This is a genomic window from Steroidobacter agaridevorans (assembly GCF_009932555.1).
GTDB classification, from domain to species: domain Bacteria; phylum Pseudomonadota; class Gammaproteobacteria; order Steroidobacterales; family Steroidobacteraceae; genus Steroidobacter; species Steroidobacter agaridevorans.
In genome coordinates, this window is sequence record NZ_BLJO01000006.1 from 176,092 (window position 1) to 193,514 (window position 17,423).

Consider the following 17,423-nt stretch of genomic DNA (forward strand, 5'->3'; position numbering starts at 1 on the left):
CTAAGCCGCCTTCTTGCCCAGCGCTTTGCACTGCTTGTATCGGAAGCAGCTCGTCAGGTGATCGTTCACCATCCCGGTCGCCTGCATGTGCGCGTAGATGATGGTGCTGCCCACGAAGCGGAAGCCGCGCTTCTTCAGATCCTTGCTCAGGGCGTCCGACTCCGGGCTGGTGGCCGGAACCTTGCCGGCTAAAGCAATGTTGTTCTGGATGGGCTTGCCGCCGACGAAGCTCCACAGGTGCCTGGCGAAATCGCCCTGGAACGCCAGGAACGCCTTGGCATTGCCAATGGCCGACTCGATCTTGAGCCGGTTGCGCACGATGCCCGGATCCTTCATCAGCCGCGCCACGTCCCGCTTGCCGAATCTGGCAATGCGTTCAGGATCGAAGCCGACGAAAGCGGCCCGATAGCCCTCGCGCTTGTTGAGAATCGTCGACCACGACAGGCCCGCCTGCGCCCCCTCCAGAATCAGGAACTCGAACTGGGTGCGATCGTCCCAGGCCGGCACACCCCATTCCTTATCGTGGTATTCCAGGTAGAGCTCGTTGCCGCCGAGCGGCCAGGTACAGCGAGTGGGTTCACGCATTACGTTCTCTTAATTTTCTACAGGTCTTACTTACGTATCAGCCTCAACGCCCGCTCGGCGAAGCATTTCGGCCAATGGTTACCCTGTTCGGCCAGGGTAGTCGACAAATCCTAGCTTCCGCAGGTGTAGACTTCTGCGGTCTATACAGTTTGACAGTCACGCCCGCCGGAAGCCGTCATGTTTAATTTTCAGTCAGGAGAATTCCCCAGCACGCGCCTGCGCCGCATGCGTTACAGCGACTTTTCGCGCCGCCTGATGCGTGAGACCTCGCTGAGCGCCGACAACCTGATCTATCCGATGTTCGTGATCGAAGGCCAGTCGCGGCGGCAGACCGTGGACAGCATGCCCGGCATCGAGCGGGTCAGCGTCGATGAGCTGGTGCGCGAGGCCGAATCGCTGGTGGAGCTGGGCATTCCCGCGCTGGCGCTGTTCCCGGTCACCGACCCGGCCGCCAAGAGCAACGACGGCAAAGAGGCCTGGAATCCCGAAGGTCTGGCGCAACGTGCCGTGCGTGCTGTCAAGAAAGCGGTGCCGGAGCTGGGCGTGATCACCGACGTTGCACTCGATCCGTATACGTCGCATGGCCAGGACGGCATTACCGATGCGTCCGGTTATGTGGCGAACGACATCACTGTCGAAGCGTTGGTGAAACAAGCGCTGTCGCATGCCGAAGCCGGCGCCGACGTGGTTGCGCCAAGCGACATGATGGATGGACGCATTGGCGCCATCCGCGAAGCGCTCGAATTGGGCGGGCACGTAAACACCCGCATCCTCGCCTACGCCGCGAAGTACGCGTCGAATTTCTACAGCCCCTTCCGCGATGCCGTTGGCTCGGCCGCGAATCTCGGCAAAGGCAACAAATATAACTATCAGATGGACCCTGCGAACACCAACGAAGCGTTACGTGAAGTGGCGCTCGATCTGCAGGAAGGCGCGGACATGGTGATGATCAAGCCCGGCCTGCCCTATCTGGATATCGTGCGCCGGGTGAAGGACACTTTCGGCGCGCCCACGTTCGTCTACCAGGTGAGCGGCGAATACGCGATGCAGATGGCCGCGTTCCGCAACGGCTGGCTGGACGAGCGCGCCATCGTGTTGGAAACATTGATGTCCATTCGCCGTGCCGGCGCGGACGGGATTCTCACGTACTTCGCCAAGAAGGCGGCGGCCTGGCTCAAAGAAGCGAGGTAAGCGCCATGAACGACACCAGCATCGACCGCTACGCCGTGGTGGGCTATCCCATCCAGCATAGTTGGTCGCCGTTCATCCACGGTCTGTTCGCGAAGCAGACCGGACAGGCCATGAGCTACACGCGCCTGGCCGTGACGCCGGAAAACTTCGAGCGCGATGTGGGTGCGTTCTTCGCTTCGGGTGGCAAAGGCTTGAACATCACGGTGCCGCACAAGCAGTCCGCGAATATTGTGACGCGATATCGCACGCCTCGCGCCGAGATCGCCCGCGCCGTGAATACGCTGGTGTGGAGAAACGATGGCTTGCTCGGCGATAACACCGATGGCGCCGGCCTCGTCATCGATCTCACACGCAATCTGGGTTTCGATATTGCTGGCGCACGCATCTTGTTACTTGGCGCCGGCGGCGCCGCGCGTGGCGTCATGGGCCCGCTGCTCGCGGCCGCGCCGGAATGCATCGAGATCGCGAATCGTACCAAGCAGCGCGCGGTCGAATTGGCGGAAGAGTTCGAACTGCTCGGCACCGTGCGAGGCTGCACGTTCGAGGATGTCAGCGACGGGGTCTTCGATCTGGTACTGAACGCCACCTCCGCCAGCCTGCAAGACGATATCCCGCCCATTCCTCGCACCGCCATCGGCCCAGCGACGTTGTGTTACGACATGGCCTACGGCAAGGGCGATACGGCGTTCACTCGCTGGTCGAAGACTGTCGGCGCCGGACGAGCCGAGACGGGCTGGGGGATGTTAGTGGAGCAAGCGGCGGAAGCGTTTCTGCTCTGGCGCGGAATGAAGCCCGATACGAAACCCGTGCTGGAAGCGATCAAGGCGCAGGCGTGAACCGAGAGGTCACGCCTTCAAGTATTCGTCTTTGACCTTGACGTAGTGCGCGGCTGAATACGTCAGGAACGCGATCTCCTTCTCCGTCAGATCGCGCATTCGTTTGACAGGGCTGCCGACGTACAGCCCGCCAGTCTTCAGCTCTTTGCCGGGCGGCACGAGACTGCCGGCGCCAATCATCACGAAGTCTTCAGTCACGACGTTGTCGAGCAGAATCGCGCCCATGCCGATCAAGCACGCGTTGCCGATCGTGCAGGCATGCAATGTCACGCGATGGCCAATCGTGACATCCGAGCCGATGATCAACCCTCGTCCGCCCGGCGCGTACGGGCCATCGTGCGTCACATGCAGCACTGAGCCGTCCTGAATACTCGTGCGCGCACCGATCTGAATCGAATGCACATCACCACGCACGACCGCCGTCGGCCACACGGATGAGTCGTCGCCGATCGTCACCTTGCCGATGACGACCCCCGCCGGGTGCACATAGACGCGGGCGCCAAGTGTGGGCGCGACACCCTTGTAGGTTTCAATTGTCACGCCGCCAGCCCCAACTGCTTCAGCAACGGCTCAATCGTCGGCTTGCGCCCGCGGAACTCGACAAACGCATCCATCGCATCCCGACTCCCGCCCTGTTCCAAAATCGCGGACAGGAACTTACTCGACACCGTCCGATTGAAGATGCCGCCTTCCTCGAACGCACTGAACGCATCCGCCGCCAACACTTCAGCCCACTTGTAGCTGTAGTAACCCGCAGCGTAGCCGCCCGAGAAAATGTGCTGGAAGCTGTTCGGGAACCGATTGAACGCCGGCGGCTTCACGACCGCGACCTGCGACCGGACTTCGCCAAGCGTCTGCAGAACCTTGCTTGCCGCGCCAGGCACGAACTCACTGTGAATGCGCAGGTCGAACAGCGCGAATTCCAGCTGCCTCACGGTCTGCATGCCCGCCTGGAACGTGCGCGTGCCGAGCAGACGCTGCAACTCCGCCTCCGGCAACGGCTGGTCCGTTTCCACGTGCGCCGAAATCATCGGAATCACTTCCGCGCGCCAGGCGAAGTTTTCCATGAACTGACTCGGCAGCTCGACCGCATCCCAAGCAACGCCGTTGATGCCAGCAATGCTCGGATAGTCCACACGCGTCAGCATGTGATGCAGGCCATGACCGAACTCATGGAACATCGTCACGACTTCGGAGTGAGTCAGCAGCGACGGCTGCGAACCCACGGGCGGCATGAAATTGCAGACCAGATAGGCCACGGGCAGCGACGTAGCGCCGCCCATATGCTTGCGGCCGACACACTCATCCATCCACGCGCCGCCGCGCTTCTTGGCGCGAGCGTACAGATCGACGAAGAAGCTGCCGCGCCGTGAACCGTCGTCATTCAGGATGTCGTAGAAACGAACATCGGGATGATAGATATCGACGCCGGCGCGCTCGGCGATTTTGACGCCATACAGCTTCTCAGCGACGGAGAACATTCCCGCCAGCACCCGCGGCAGCGGGAAATAAGGACGCAACGCTTCTTCAGAGAGATTGAATCGTTCGCGCTTGAGCTTCTCGGCGTAGAACGCGACGTCCCAGGCATTCAGCTCGCCGCCCGCAAATTTCGTGAGCTCGTCGAACTCTTGCTGCGCAACCGGCTTGCTCTTCGTCGCCAGCTGCTCGAGGAAGCCACGAACTTCGGGCACCGATGACGCCATCTTGGTCGCGAGCGAATATTCCGCGTAGTTCGGATACCCAACCAGATTGGCGACCTCGTGACGGACCGCGAGGATCTGATCCATCAATTCGGTGTTGTCCCAACGGCCCTGGTTGCCATCCTGCTCGGATGCCCGCGTCGTCCAGCCATGATAGAAGTCACGACGCAGCGGCTCGTGCACCGCATGCATCATCACGGAGGTGTAGTTGGGCGCATCGAGCGTGAACAGCCAGCCCACCTGTTGCTTGGCTTCGGCGGCCGCACGCGCGCGCTCGACGATCGGGGCCGGGAGCCCTTCGATTTCCTTCTCATCGGTGAGCAGACGCGACCACGCATTGGTCGCATCGAGCACGTTCTCATCGAACTTGGACTGCAGCGTGGCCAGCTTCTCGACCAGCTCCTTGTACCGCTGCTTCTTCTCCGGCGGCAGCGCGACGCCGGCCAGACGGAAATCGCGGAGCGCGTTCTCGACCAGCTTGCGCTGGCCAGGCGAAAGGCGGGCGCCCTCGTTCTTCAGCACCGTTTCGTACGCCTGATGAAGACGCTCGTTCTGCGCGAGATCGGTGTTCCAGGCGGTGAGCAATGGCAGGCAGGCGTTATAGGCGGCGCGCAGCTCGTCGCTGTTCACGACGCCATTCATGTGACCGACCGGCGACCAGGTGCGGGACAGGCGGTGCTGCATTTCCTCCAGCGGCACGATCAGCGAATCCCAGGTGGCTGCGTTGTTCGACAACAGCCGCTCCAGCTCGGCGCGATTGGCGTCCAGCAAGGCGCGGATCCTGCCTTCCACTTCGGCAGGCTTGATTGCAGAAAATACCGGCAGATCGTTGCTCGGTGCAGTCATGATGAACCCCGGATCCTGAATTCGAAGGACGACGGACTGGCCATTCTAAAGAGCCGGCCAGTGCAATGACACCCGCCCCTCACTGGGGCAGATGGCATTCCGAGGGTTTTGGGGACGATTAGTTGGATTTCACCCAGTACAGGATGGCAATCGCGATACCTGCGACCACCACGACCCAGCGCAGGACAGCGGGCGGGAGTTTGCCGGCCAGCTTCCCACCGATCGCGCCACCGATCAGCGCGCCGATCGCCATGACCACAGCCAAGCCCCAGACGACCTGGTCCGAGAACAGGAAGAACACCGCCGCGGCGATGTTGACGCTGAACGCCAGGACCTGCTTGAGCGCATTCAGTCGTGTCAGAGAGTCATCGAGCGTCAGGCCAAGCACGGCGAGCAACAGTACGCTCATGCCCGCGCTGAAGAATCCGCCGTAGATGGCAGCAGCAGCGATGGGCAATGCGGAGAACCATGCCGTGTGATGCTTATGCGACGGATTCGACAGCCGCTTGCTGACGAATTTCTTCACCGGCTCCTGCACGGCGAGCAGCAACGACGCTGCCAGAATCATCCACGGCACGAGAGCGGTGAACGTGCGCTCGCCGGTTCGCAGCAGAATCATGCCACCCGCGAGACCGCCGAGCACCGCGATCGGTATCAGCAACATGAGCTGAGCCCGCTGACCTTTGAGATTGGGCAACTGCGCGATGGTCGCACCGAAATAGCCCGGGCACAGGGCGACTGCGTTGGTGATATTCGCCGCCACCGGAGGCACGCCCACGGCGACGAGCACGGGAAAGCTGATCAGTGTGCCGCCGCCCGCCAATGCGTTGATCGCACCAGCCGCGACCGCTGCGAGCGTGGCATACACCAGACCCGAGGGATCCCAGGTAGTCATCGCTTGAATTGAGCCTCTTCGACTTGTTATGCGCCGACGCGAAACGCCATGCCGGCCATGCCGCTGGCCCAGGCGGGAATCGCTTCGTAAAACAAACATTCGCCAGTGGCGCCGGGGACCGCGCCCGCGAGTGTAATCCAGGCGTTCACTTCGAGACCGCCATTGCCGGCGTCGATCAGGATCTGCTCGTTGCTGAGCTTGGCCAGGCTCGCGCCTTGACCGGTCGCCAGCATGTCCATGAACCAGCGATCCCACGTCTCGTTGACTCGGCCTTCCTCGGGCACGCCCAGCCAATGTGACAAACCGCCGCCGGCCAGCAACGCGACGCGCTCGTCAGCCTTGCAATACTCCGCAACATACGCGCGCAGCAATTCGCCAAGCCGCCAACTCTCTTGCGGCGTCGGCGCCGGCGTATAAACCGTATTCACATATAACGGCACGATAGGCAGCTCGCGCCTCGGATCGACGATGCCGAGGGGAATCATCACACCGTGATCCGGCCGCAGGCGTGCCGGTTTGGCGAGTTTGAAGCCGCGATCGTTAGCAAACATCGCGAAGCCGGTCGAGAACGCGGCGTCGCCGCGAATCGGATCCGTCGGCAATCCCATGTCGCCATACGGCGTGTACGAGTCGGCCGTGCCGATCGCGAATGGCATGGGCTGATCGAGCCGGAAGTTGTTCAAATGATCGCTGGTTATCACTACCAGCAACGTCGGATGAGTTTCGCGCAGCTGGCGCCCCAGCTCCTTCATGCCGACGAACACGCGCTCGGCCTGCTCTTCCAGCCCGCCCGGAGCGCCCAGCACGTGCGACATGGCGAACGCGCCCACGATCTTGCCCATGGTCAGCGCCTCGCGAAGTAATAATCGATGGGGAAGAATGGCATGGTCGGGCGGCCCGACCAGATCAGCCATTTGATCACCAGATTGGGATGAATGCCGAGGCGATGCAAGTCGTCGCGCCCGCCGGCACGCAAGGTCTCGCGCACGTCGGCGGGCACATCGAAGCGATCGAACAGCACGTCGGGGCTGGCTCGAATCAAGCCGCGATCCGTGGGCGTCTCGATCAGGTGCTCGATCAGCTCGTGCACCCCACGCGGCGGAGTCGGCACGTCAGTTCACCGGCTGCGACAGGAATCGATCGACGGCCGCGCAGAAATCGGCGGTCCGCTCGATCATCGCCCAATGGCCGCAGTGAGGCACGATGTAGCCCCAGCTGTTCTCGAACAGCTCGAGGAAACGATACGCCCGCGCCAGGGTCGACACGCCGTCTTCCTTGCCGTTCACGATCAACACCGGATGTTTGATCTTGCGCAGCTCGTCTTCCGGATAGTTCAGCGTGCCCTTGCGCGTCTCGGCATTCACAGCCGCCAGCGCAGCTTTCGCGCCCGGCTCGTGGGTCAGATTGAAACGATACTGAACCAGCTCCTCGGGCGGCGAATATTTCGGCGACGTGAGGCCGGCGATCACGCGACGCATGCCGTCCACCGTGAAATCGTAGTTCAGGTTGTGCAGCAACTGCGGCGACGGCCGTTCTGGAATCGGCAAACCCGCGCTGCCCATCAACACCAGGCGCTCGACGCGCTCCGGACGTTGCAGCGTCGCACCGATACAAGTCGCGCCGCCCATGGAATTGCCGACCAGAAATGCCTTGTCGATGTTGAGCGCATCCAGCAAGGTCACGAGCTGACGGTTGCGGCCCGGCTGATCGTAGGTGTAGCCGTCCGGCGAAGGCTTGTCGCTGCGGCCGAAGCCGACCATGTCCGGCACGATCACCCGATATTTCTTCGCGAAGATCGGAATGCACTCGCGCCAGTTGCCGTATGCATCGGCGCCCGCGCCGCCGCCGTGCATGAGCACCAGCGTCGGCCCGCTGCCCGCTTCCAGGTAGTGAGTGCGGATGCCGTTGGTGTCGACGAAGTTCGAAGCGAATTCACTCATGGGCATGGCTCGTCGAAATCAACGCAGGTCTTGCGGAGTCTGGACACCGCGATTGGCGCGGCTCGCCAGGCGCCGCCACTCGAGGATGGTCGTATCCGGCTCGCACAACATCTCATCCACCCAACCGTAATCGTCGGCGTAGAACGGCTCGGTGACCTCGCGCGCCCAGATGTCGTCGGCGTTGAAGCCATCGAGGCCGTGCGGCTTGTAGATCGATTCGAAATTGCTCGCGAAATCCTGCCGGTCTTCGTCGGTCTGCACCTGCTGACCGATGGTCTGCACATACAGATGCGTCTTGCCGTCGATGGGCACATACCACTCGAACTGCGTCAGGCCCGGCAGCGGGAACTGCTCGACCTTCAACACACCCGGCAGCCAGATCGACGTGCCAACTGAAGCGGACGTGCCCTGCACCTGTTGCGAGCGCGGACCACGCACGACGACGCGACCGTCGATCACGCCGTCCCAAATCGGCTTGTGCTGGGCGAAGTCGTCGATCACGCCCTTCGGACCGTCGGCATCTTCCACGACCTGCACTGCACCCGGCAGCGGCGTGTGGCCGATCGGGAAGTTGAACGTGCGGAAGTGACGCAGCGTCGTGTCTTTGTGAATAAAGATATGGAGTGCGTCGAAACCGTTCTCCGCACCGAGGCGCCAGTTCGAGTTCACCACGCGATGCTTGCCGAGAATCATCACGTCGTCATCGAGGAAGCCCGGCGGCACGTCCTGACTCAGCGGCGGCACCGGATCCATGTCGCCGATGAACACGAAGATCAAACCCTTCGCTTCCTGGCACGGGAAGCTCTGGATCTTGCGACGACCGATCAAACGGCTGTCGGGCACCGCGAGGATATTCACCAGCTCGCCGGTCTGGAAACGATACGTGTAGCCGTGATACCAGCAGGTGATGGTGTCCTTGGTGTAGCAGTCGGGCTTGCGCGACAGCGGCACGCCACGATGCAGACAACGATCGCGGATCGCGTAGACCTTGCCGTCGATGCGCTTCAGCAGCAGCTTCTCGCCGAGCACTTGCAGAGTGATCAGCTGACCTTCGGCGAGCTCGTTGGAAAAGCGCACCGGATACCAGTGATTGCGGAAGCCCATCTTCGCTTCCACATAGGCACGCCAGTCGCCGACGGCTGCGGCAACTTCGGGGCGAACGCCTTCCGGGGTCTGCGCGTCATCACTCATGATCTACTCACGTCCTCGAAACGAAAATTCTGTTTACGCGAACTGCACGCCGACCTGGCCGATGCCGGCGATCGTCGCGTGCACCACATCGCCCGCTTGCACGGACACCATCGGTCCGAGCGCGCCCGTCATCACCAGCTCGCCTTGTTTCAACGGCCGGCCGAGCTCGCGCGAGCGTCGGGCAAGCCATACCGCTGCGTTGAGCGGACCGCCGAGACAATCACGACCGTAGCCACTCGACACCGGCTTGCCGTTCAATGTCATCGTCATCGCGCAGTTCACGAGATCGAGTCCTTCGATCCGTTGCGCGGGTCCGCCGAGCACCAGCACGCCCGACGAGGCGTTGTCCGCAATGGTGTCGACGATGTCGATCTGCCAACCGGCGATGCGACTGCCGACGACTTCGAGCGCCGGCAACACACAACCGACCGACGCGATCACATCGGCCACCGTCGCATGCGCCATATCCAAATCACGCGACAGGATCAGCGCAATCTCGGCCTCCACGCGGGGCTGCTGCAGACGGGAGACCGGAATGGTCTCGCCGGTGCCGTACACCATGTCCGCGAACAGCTGACCGAAATCCGGCTCGGCCACGCCGAGCTGCTTCTGCACCGCCGGCGACGTGAGCCCGATCTTGCGGCCCACGGGCCGGCGGCCCTGCTCGACCCAATGCGCGATCTGCGCCAGCTGCACGGCATAGGCCGCGCGAACGTCGCCCGCATCGAATCGACTGCGGATCGGAGGCAGCGGTGCGCCGCTATACGCGTCCAACAAAGCTTGCGCGGTCTCGCTGACTCTTTGATCCATGGTTCGCCCTCTTGCTGAGCCAACGTTATATGATTGTATGATAATCATGCAACATGGTCGGCAAGCTGGTTACCTTAATGCATCGGGCACGATTGATTTTTCAGGACGGCGCGGAGCTGACGGTCGAGGTTGAGCCGGGTCAAAGCGTGCTGGAAGGCGCGCTGGCCGTGGATGTGCCGCTCCGTTATGACTGTTGCACCGGCAGCTGCGGAAGTTGCGTAGTCCAATGCCTGGACGGGCAAACGGTCGTTGATTTGACGGGCAAGGTGCCGGTCAACGCGGATGAATTGGTGGCTGGACTGAGGCCCGCGTGCCTCACCCGCTTGAACTCGGACGCATCGTTCGAGCTTCCGTATCCGCTCAAGCCCGCACCCTCTTCGCCTGCGAAACATTCCGCGCAGATCGTTGAGTTGCGCCGTGGCGCGCCCTCGGTCGCGCTACTCACACTGAAGCTCGAGCGCCCCGAGGGGTTTGTTTTTCAGAGCGGCCAATACATTCGTCTCGCCGCGCCCGGCGTGGGCGAAGCGCGCGCATATTCCATCGCGAGCACGACGACCGAGCTTCCCTTGATCGAGCTGATGATCCGTCTCGTTCCTGACGGAAAGATGTCGCGCTGGCTGCAAGAAACCGCGAAGGTCGGCGATCGCGTGAGATTGCAGGCGCCGCTTGGCTCATTCGGCCTCGACGATCGCGCGCGTCGACATGTGTTCGTTGCTGGCGGCACCGGCCTCGCGCCCGTGTTGTCGATGATTCGCTCACTGCGCGGTCAGAACCAGCCGGCGTTGCTTTGTTTCGGATGCACGCGCCGGCAGGAGTTGTTTTACGAACGGGAGTTAGCAGCGCTCGTCGCCTCCATGCCGGAGCTCGAAGTGCGCATCGCCGTCATGGAAGGCGCCGATGGTGACCTTCGCAGTGGCACGGCGGTCTCGCTGCTCCAAAAGGAAGACTTCGATGCGCAGACCGTCTGCTATCTTTGCGGGCCGCCGCCGATGGTCGATGCCGCGCGCAAAGCGCTGACCTCGCACGGTGTTGCCGCCCAGGCGATCCGCGCCGAGCGGTTTCAGCCGGGTGGCTAGCCCAAGCTAAGTTCCGGATTTTTCGCGATAAATCGCCGGCGCCGGTGGGCTGCCGGCGATCTTTCGCAGTCCGCGCAATCAGCGGTTGACCAAGCGAACTTTGTATGACAATACTACAACCAAGTTCTCTTCCAGGTCCGTACCAGTGAGCGCCGAAGCCGCGATGATTTCTGTTGATCGACGCCTGTTGTGTGAGGCGGGCGAGGTTGCGCCCGGCGGCATGTTGCGTGTGCAGCTGGAGGGCATGGATCCCCTTCTCGTCTGCAACGTCGACGGCAAACTCTATGCGGTCGACGACGAATGCACGCACGCCATCGCGTCGCTGTCCGAGGGGCGGCTGCAAGGAAACATCGTGTTCTGTCCGCTGCACGGTGGCAGCTTCGATGTTTGCTCAGGCAAGGCGAAGAGCCTGCCGTGCAAGCAGGCGCTGCGCACCTGGCCGATCGAAGTGACGGACGGCAAAGTTTATTTGTTGCTGAAGAATTGAGTTGCAGCGCTCGCCTGCTGTCGTGGCGGCGAGCGTACTTTTTTTCTTCTTATCTTCCGACGGCGTACGCCTGCATCAGGCGTGGCGTGGCAGCCGCTCGCAATATTCCATCCGTCCCGCGTGACGCCGCTGTGAGCCGGCCAGCAGACCACTCCGGCGCGACCTTCACTTTGTGACCGCGGCTCTTCAGCGCAGCGATCATCTTCTCGCCGCAGCTCTCTTCGAGCACCGCCGTTCCCAACAACGCTTCGCGCGGATAGAACGACGCAGGGAAGTGCACGCTATGGAACAACGGCGCATCGATGGCCTGCTGCAGATCGAGCCCGTGATGGATGTATCGCAGTAACAGAATCAACTGCCACTGATCCTGCTGATCGCCGCCTGGCGTGCCGCAGATCAATGACAACCCATCGTCGCGCGTCGCCAGCGTCGGCGTGAGGGTCGTGCGTGGGCGTTTGCCAGGCTCGAGGCTGCCCGGCAGCCCAGGCTCCAGCCAGAACATTTGCGCGCGCGTATTCAACGCAAATCCCAGCTCGGGAATCGTCGGCGACGATTGCGGCCAGCCGCCCGACGGCGTTGCCGAGACCATATTCCCGAAACGATCGATCACATCGAAGTGCACGGTGTCGCCGGGTTTCAACGTCGGCTTCAGATGCATCATCGTCGGCTCGCCGACACCCAGGCCGGCGCTTTCGTTCTTGGCGATGCGAACCATGCTCAGGCACTTGGCGACCTGCGCTTCGAAGCCAGGCAACACGCCCGGCCGCAGCTCGTGCGAAGCGTTGTGACCGATCAGCTTGCGACGCTCGGCCGCATAGCTCTCGCTCAACAGCGCATCGAGAGGAATCTTGGTGAAATTCGGATCGCCGTAGTACGCCTCGCGATCCGCAAACGCCAGCTTGAGGGCCTCCAGAACGAGGTGCGCGAACTCCGGCTCGGTCGCCGGCAGCTTCGACAAGTCGTAGCCAGCGAGCAGCGACAACGTTTGTAACAACACCGGCCCTTGCCCCCAAGGTCCGGTCTTGTGGAAGGTCCAATCGTGATAACGGAACGTTTGCGGCGACTCGTAGGTGGCCTGCCACTTCGCCATGTCGTCGCCGGTGAGCAGCCCTTTGTGACGCTCGCCGCTCGCATCCATCAGCTCCTGGGTACGACAGAAGCGATCGATGGTCTCAGCAACAAACCCGCTCGACCATGTCGCACGCGCACGCTCGATCTGTTGCTCGCGCGTGCCCTCGCCCGCCTCACTCAGAATTCGTCGCCATGTCGCCGCGAGCGTGGGATTGCGGAACAACTGATGCGGCGCTGGCACTTCATTGTTCGGCAGCCAGATCGGCGCCGAGGTTGGCCATTCTTTTCGGAACGCCTCAGCGACATCGGCAATCGCGCGCGACACCCCAGGCAACAGCGGATGACCCGCTTCGGCGTAGTGAATCGCAGGCTCCAACACATCCGCGAGCCGCATGCTGCCGTGATCACGAAGCAGCGTCATCCACGCATCGAACGAGCCCGGCACGACGGCAGCAATCAGCCCCGACCCCGGCACCATGTCGAGATTCATCGACCGCATGTGCTCGATCGTTGCCGCCGCGGGAGCTACGCCCTGACCGCACAGCACGGTGGGCTTGTCCCCGCGTGCCGATCTGAAAATGATCGGCACCTCTCCGGCGGGCCCGCACAAGTGAGGCTCGACGATTTGCAGCACGAAGCCGATGGCAACGGCGGCATCGAACGCATTGCCGCCGCGCTCGAGCATGGCCATGCCCACGCCCGACGCGATCCAATGCGTGGAGGTGACGACGCCGAAGGTGCCGCGAATTTCCGGGCGCGTCGTGAACATCATTAACGCGTCAGATGCGCGTTCTTGTTCTCGAACAGTTTCTGATCGGCAAAGCCCGCCGTCTCCGGCCGGCCGCGACCGAGCATGACCTGCAAATACACCGGCTCGTTGGTTTCATTCACATAGCCATGAATGACGCCGGGCGGGCAGGAAATCATTTCCCACTGCTGCAACTCCTTGCTCAAGCGGCGGCCGTCTTCTTCTTCGATGAACACGACGCAGCGCCCCTGAAGCACGAAGAAGATCTCTTCCACTTCATGCGTATGCGGCGCGTTGCCCTGGCCGGGCGGCACCAACATGATGGAGAGCGTGAAGTTTCCCGCGGGCACGATGTTGCTGTCGTCGTGCTTGCCCGACGCGCCCGCGCCGACGAAGCGATGCTGCGCACGGCGGTAGCCGTCGATGTTTGCATCCGAGAACGCGTTCCAGTCCGGCACGCGATCGGCGAAGCGCGCGACGTAGCGATCCATGATCTGCTCGAGCGAAGCGCCGACCAACTCGGGCGGACGCGAATGACGGGCAACTGACATGGCGAGACCTCTAGAGAGTGGCGTTCGCATCGCGCAGGCTGTCGATCAGACAGGCGCGACGAATGAAAGCATCGTGCAATTCCGGATCGGCCGACTGGCGCCGGATGCCATCCAGCTTCTTCGCGCGCTCGACCGGATCTTTCTCACCGAGCGTCTGCTTGTTCTGAATGCTCTGCGCCTGCACGTAATCGACCTGCGCCTTGCGCCGCTGACGAGTGTAACGATCCAGCAACGGCGGCGCGTCGGCGCCTTCCAGCATGATGGCTTTCAACTTGTCGGCGAGATTGATGGCGTCGTGAATACCGCCGTTCATGCCCATACCGCCGACCGGATTGTTCACATGCGCGGAGTCGCCCGCGAGTAGCACGCGCCCGCGATTGAACGTTGCAGCCACGCGCTGATGCACCTTGTATAGCGCGATCGTTGCAATCTCGTAACGGCCCGGCTTGGGACAAAACTTCTGCAGACGCGCTTCGACGGCGTCCGGCGATAGCAGTTCGTCATCTGTTTGCTCCGGAAGCGTCGGGCTCACTGCGCGCCACATTCCTTCGCCGCCCGCGCCGCGCGCCTTGAACAGGTTCAACCATTCGTCCGGGTCGGAGAAGTAATTGCGATTGCTGAGCTCGGGCCGCAGTCCGAAGAAATCGAAGCGCGTGTCGATTTTCAGGAACCGTTCCGGCCAGGTGAAGCCGTCGAACTCGATGTCGGCCAGCTTGCGAATGGTGCTGCGACCGCCGTCGCAACCGACCAGGTAGCGGCCCGACAGAATGTCGCTGCTGCCATCGGGCAATGTCACGGTGACATCGACCTTATCCGCGTCCTGAGCGATCGCGACGACGCGTGTCGACATGCGGATCTCGGCGCCCGGATCGTCTGCGAGACGCTTCAGCACGGTCCCGACGATTTTGTATTGCTCCCACTGGAGTACATAGGGATGTGCGGGACGTTCGCGCATCGCTTCGATATCGAAGCGACCGATGAGCTCGCCGGTGACGCGATCGAGATAGTTGAAGACGGGGGAGACGAGACCTTGCTCGAGACCGTCTTCGAGGAGGCCGAGCTCGTCGAGCATCGCTACCGTGGGTGGGTGGCATGAAGCTGCCCGGCAATCGATCTCGGGCGCGGGGAGCGCCTCGATCAGAAGGATGGGGATGTCGCGCTGCCTCAGCGCGTAGGCCAGGACGGCGCCAATGGGCCCCGCTCCGGCAATGATGACCCGATCTCTACCCATGTGTCCCACTTCCACTGGCCATTGCGGACAGTGTAGCCGGGCGTACTTTGTATGACAAACATAGAATCGGACAAAGGAATCGGGTTAACGGGGCTAGCGCCCCTGGCCCCGGATTGGGAACCCACCCGCCCACCCGTGATTATCGGGGCTGTCGCCCCTGCTACCCGGCATTCGCCGGAGGAGCCCCTTCGGTCCGAATGGATTAGGAACCGCCCGCCCGTGCTGTCGCCCCGCTACCTGGCGTTCGCCGGAGAGCCCTCCGATCCGAACGGATTAGGAGCGCCTACCCGTGATTGTCGGGCTGTCGCCCGTGTTACCTGGCATTCGCCGGAAGAAGCACCGGTCCGAGTGCGTGGAACGCTCAGCCGCCGTGTCGGCAGCGTCAGGGCGGGGTGTCTCCTCCCGGCAGCTTCGAAAAGCATGGACCTTTCGTAGCAGCGCTACAGGGACGTACAAGCAGGGCGCCCGCGACAGCGGGAGCGAAGCGTGCGCAGGCGGGTGCGCGGTGCCGGGAGGAGACACCCCGCCCTGGCGCTGCTAGCCACCGACGCCTCTTAATTCAACCTCAGCCAGACCGCCGACTCGAAACCGCCGCGCGCTCGGGAACAGCCGCAGCCGCCTGCTCCTCTTCATGCTGGAGCTTCGCCACAATCGCCTTGCGCGCATTCGACAAGTGCGCAGCCATCGCCTTAGCCGCAGCTTCCGGATTCCGCTCGACGATGGCCTCGATCAGCGTATCCCACTCGTGCATCCCGTCTTCGAGACGATGCGGCTCAGCCATCGACCGCATGCGCAAATAGTTGACTCGCGTCAGCAACTGCCGCGCCATGTCGGCAATCACCTTGCTACCCGAGCCATGGAGGATGGTTTCGTAAAACTCGCCGGCCATGATGGCCAGCTCGCGCACGTCGCCCTTGTTGAGCACCTTGCGCAGATCCTTATGAATGCGCACCAGCTTTTTGATCGCATTCTCGTCCGCGAGCGCGACGAACCGCTGGACCGCCAGCGACTCCAGCATCTCTCGCATCAAATAAATATCTTCCGCGTCCTTCGACGAAACCACCGCGACAGTGATGTTCCGACGCTTGCCGACCTCGATCAGATTCTCAGCCTGCAACTGACGCAAAGCTTCCCGCACCGAAGTCCGGCTGACACCCAGCGCCTCGCACAGCTCGCGCTCCACCAACCGCATGCCGGGCGGATACAAGCCTCGGCTGATGGCGTTGCGCAGCTTGTCCAACGCGTGCTCCCGCACCAGCGTGGGATTTTCGACAATTCTCAGATCCTGGTATTCCAAGGTCCTTCCTCGAGCTTACTTGCCGCCGATGTTACTCGACTGGTGCGGCGTCAGAGTAAACGCTCGCGGCCAGAAGAGGCGGCAAAAATCATAGGATTGCTGGCGTCAGGGGCGCGCACAAGCCGGCGATCGGCAGGGCGCCGCCGAGGCGGGCACATTGCACGATACTGTACGCGGTCAGCGTCGAAGTTTTCGGATTATCGGCCGCTGCACGCGCGAAAATATCGAACCGGAAGTGGCCGAACGCGCCGCGCGCCTCGATGCGGCCGAGCGGATCGGTCACGTTGCGCGATGACACCAACCTCACTCGGGTCGCGTCCATGCCCAAGCCCACCAAGGCAATGGCCACGCCGACATTGACGTTCTTCGGATACGCCAACGCCGCCTCGCGCGCCGAGCCAGCGAAGAATTCGCGCTCCGCGTCCGAATGGTTTAAGTCGAGCACCTGCTCGGCCGCCGTTCCGCGCCACGCATGCGGCGGCTTGAAAGATGTGTAGGTGACTTCATCCAACCCCGCGAGCCGCGCAGCCAACAATCCATCGAGACCTGCGATCGCGCCCGCCGGCAACAGCGCGCGCCCACCGCCCTGTTCCGCTGTGAGCAACTCGCTTCTGACCTGATCATCCGCAAGCGCGCCTACCGACGAGATAATCACGTCGATTCCGGCTCGCAGTAACGGCGCGACGAATTCCTTCACGGCCGAATGGCCGGCGCATTCCATGACGACTTGCGGGCGCGCAGCGATCAGCGCATCTACATCGTGGACAGCCTGCGGAGCCTCGCGGCCGGGCCGGACCAGCACGGCCCTCAGGGTCTCGGTCTCGCCCAGCTTGTCTAGGCCGGTCAGGACCTCGCGCCCCATGGCGCCGAAGCCGATCATGCCGAGCCGCGGATTACGTCGCATCGGTAGCCTCAGGACCGCCGTCCAGCGGTGGTATTTGATAATATTGTATGATCATACTACCTTA

At 62.5% G+C, this 17,423-nt stretch carries 18 protein-coding genes; 4 read left to right on the forward strand and 14 right to left on the reverse strand.

The window, feature by feature from the left end:
* On the reverse strand, positions 1-585 hold the full coding sequence (locus GYH35_RS21705) for a DNA-3-methyladenine glycosylase I (protein WP_161810549.1): 585 nt from the start codon (positions 583-585) through the stop codon (positions 1-3).
* 177 nt (positions 586-762) lie between these two features.
* Between GYH35_RS21705 and hemB the strand changes: the two genes are divergently transcribed.
* Positions 763-1,776 carry a porphobilinogen synthase gene (gene hemB, locus GYH35_RS21710; protein ID WP_161810548.1) on the forward strand — a complete coding sequence of 338 codons (1,014 nt, stop codon included), beginning with the start codon at positions 763-765 and terminating at the stop codon, positions 1,774-1,776.
* 5 nt (positions 1,777-1,781) lie between these two features.
* Positions 1,782-2,612 (forward strand): shikimate dehydrogenase, encoded by an 831-nt coding sequence (aroE, locus tag GYH35_RS21715; RefSeq protein ID WP_202624482.1) that lies wholly within the window; start codon positions 1,782-1,784, stop codon positions 2,610-2,612.
* A 9-nt stretch (positions 2,613-2,621) separates the two neighbouring features.
* Here the strand turns inward: aroE and GYH35_RS21720 are convergent, their stop codons facing one another.
* From GYH35_RS21720 to GYH35_RS21755, 8 genes are all read right to left on the reverse strand, one after another.
* Complete coding sequence (locus tag GYH35_RS21720; protein ID WP_161810547.1) at positions 2,622-3,152, reverse strand: gamma carbonic anhydrase family protein; 531 nt, start codon at positions 3,150-3,152, stop codon at positions 2,622-2,624.
* A complete protein-coding gene (locus GYH35_RS21725; RefSeq protein WP_161829486.1) occupies positions 3,149-5,158 on the reverse strand; it encodes a M3 family metallopeptidase in 2,010 nt (669 codons plus the stop codon). Before GYH35_RS21725 ends, GYH35_RS21720 begins: the two co-directional genes overlap by 4 nt.
* A gap of 118 nt (positions 5,159-5,276) precedes the next feature.
* Positions 5,277-6,053, reverse strand: coding sequence for a sulfite exporter TauE/SafE family protein (locus tag GYH35_RS21730; protein WP_161810545.1), 777 nt, complete (start codon positions 6,051-6,053; stop codon positions 5,277-5,279).
* Between the two features lie 26 nt (positions 6,054-6,079).
* Complete coding sequence (locus GYH35_RS21735) at positions 6,080-6,895, reverse strand: DODA-type extradiol aromatic ring-opening family dioxygenase (RefSeq protein WP_161829487.1); 816 nt, start codon at positions 6,893-6,895, stop codon at positions 6,080-6,082.
* A gap of 2 nt (positions 6,896-6,897) precedes the next feature.
* Positions 6,898-7,164, reverse strand: a complete 267-nt coding sequence (locus tag GYH35_RS21740) for a hypothetical protein (RefSeq protein WP_161829488.1) — start codon at positions 7,162-7,164, stop codon at positions 6,898-6,900.
* Between the two features lies 1 nt (position 7,165).
* Entirely contained in the window at positions 7,166-7,993 is an 828-nt protein-coding gene (locus GYH35_RS21745) for an alpha/beta fold hydrolase (RefSeq protein ID WP_202624484.1), read from the reverse strand.
* Positions 7,994-8,011: 18 nt separating this feature from the next.
* Positions 8,012-9,184, reverse strand: coding sequence for a Rieske 2Fe-2S domain-containing protein (locus GYH35_RS21750; protein ID WP_161810542.1), 1,173 nt, complete (start codon positions 9,182-9,184; stop codon positions 8,012-8,014).
* 33 nt (positions 9,185-9,217) lie between these two features.
* Positions 9,218-9,994: a 2-keto-4-pentenoate hydratase gene (locus GYH35_RS21755; protein ID WP_161810541.1), complete on the reverse strand. Its 777-nt coding sequence runs from the start codon at positions 9,992-9,994 to the stop codon at positions 9,218-9,220.
* Positions 9,995-10,071: 77 nt separating this feature from the next.
* On the opposite strand from GYH35_RS21755, the gene GYH35_RS21760 reads away from it, so the two are divergent.
* Together GYH35_RS21760 and GYH35_RS21765 are read left to right on the forward strand one after the other, a co-directional pair.
* Positions 10,072-11,070 (forward strand): 2Fe-2S iron-sulfur cluster binding domain-containing protein, encoded by a 999-nt coding sequence (locus tag GYH35_RS21760; protein WP_161829490.1) that lies wholly within the window; start codon positions 10,072-10,074, stop codon positions 11,068-11,070.
* A 163-nt stretch (positions 11,071-11,233) separates the two neighbouring features.
* Positions 11,234-11,557, forward strand: coding sequence for a non-heme iron oxygenase ferredoxin subunit (locus tag GYH35_RS21765; RefSeq protein ID WP_161811349.1), 324 nt, complete (start codon positions 11,234-11,236; stop codon positions 11,555-11,557).
* Between the two features lie 49 nt (positions 11,558-11,606).
* Here GYH35_RS21765 and GYH35_RS21770 read toward each other — a convergent pair whose 3' ends face one another.
* From GYH35_RS21770 to GYH35_RS21790, 5 genes are all read right to left on the reverse strand, one after another.
* Complete coding sequence (locus GYH35_RS21770; RefSeq protein ID WP_161829643.1) at positions 11,607-13,397, reverse strand: gamma-glutamyltransferase family protein; 1,791 nt, start codon at positions 13,395-13,397, stop codon at positions 11,607-11,609.
* Between the two features lie 2 nt (positions 13,398-13,399).
* Positions 13,400-13,927 (reverse strand): cupin domain-containing protein, encoded by a 528-nt coding sequence (locus tag GYH35_RS21775; RefSeq protein WP_129641250.1) that lies wholly within the window; start codon positions 13,925-13,927, stop codon positions 13,400-13,402.
* Between the two features lie 10 nt (positions 13,928-13,937).
* Positions 13,938-15,158: an FAD-dependent oxidoreductase gene (locus tag GYH35_RS21780; RefSeq protein ID WP_161829491.1), complete on the reverse strand. Its 1,221-nt coding sequence runs from the start codon at positions 15,156-15,158 to the stop codon at positions 13,938-13,940.
* Positions 15,159-15,723: 565 nt separating this feature from the next.
* Positions 15,724-16,455, reverse strand: a complete 732-nt coding sequence (locus tag GYH35_RS21785) for a GntR family transcriptional regulator (RefSeq protein ID WP_161810537.1) — start codon at positions 16,453-16,455, stop codon at positions 15,724-15,726.
* 88 nt (positions 16,456-16,543) lie between these two features.
* Positions 16,544-17,359, reverse strand: a complete 816-nt coding sequence (locus GYH35_RS21790) for an aspartate dehydrogenase (RefSeq protein ID WP_161829492.1) — start codon at positions 17,357-17,359, stop codon at positions 16,544-16,546.
* Positions 17,360-17,423 lie beyond the last annotated feature (64 nt).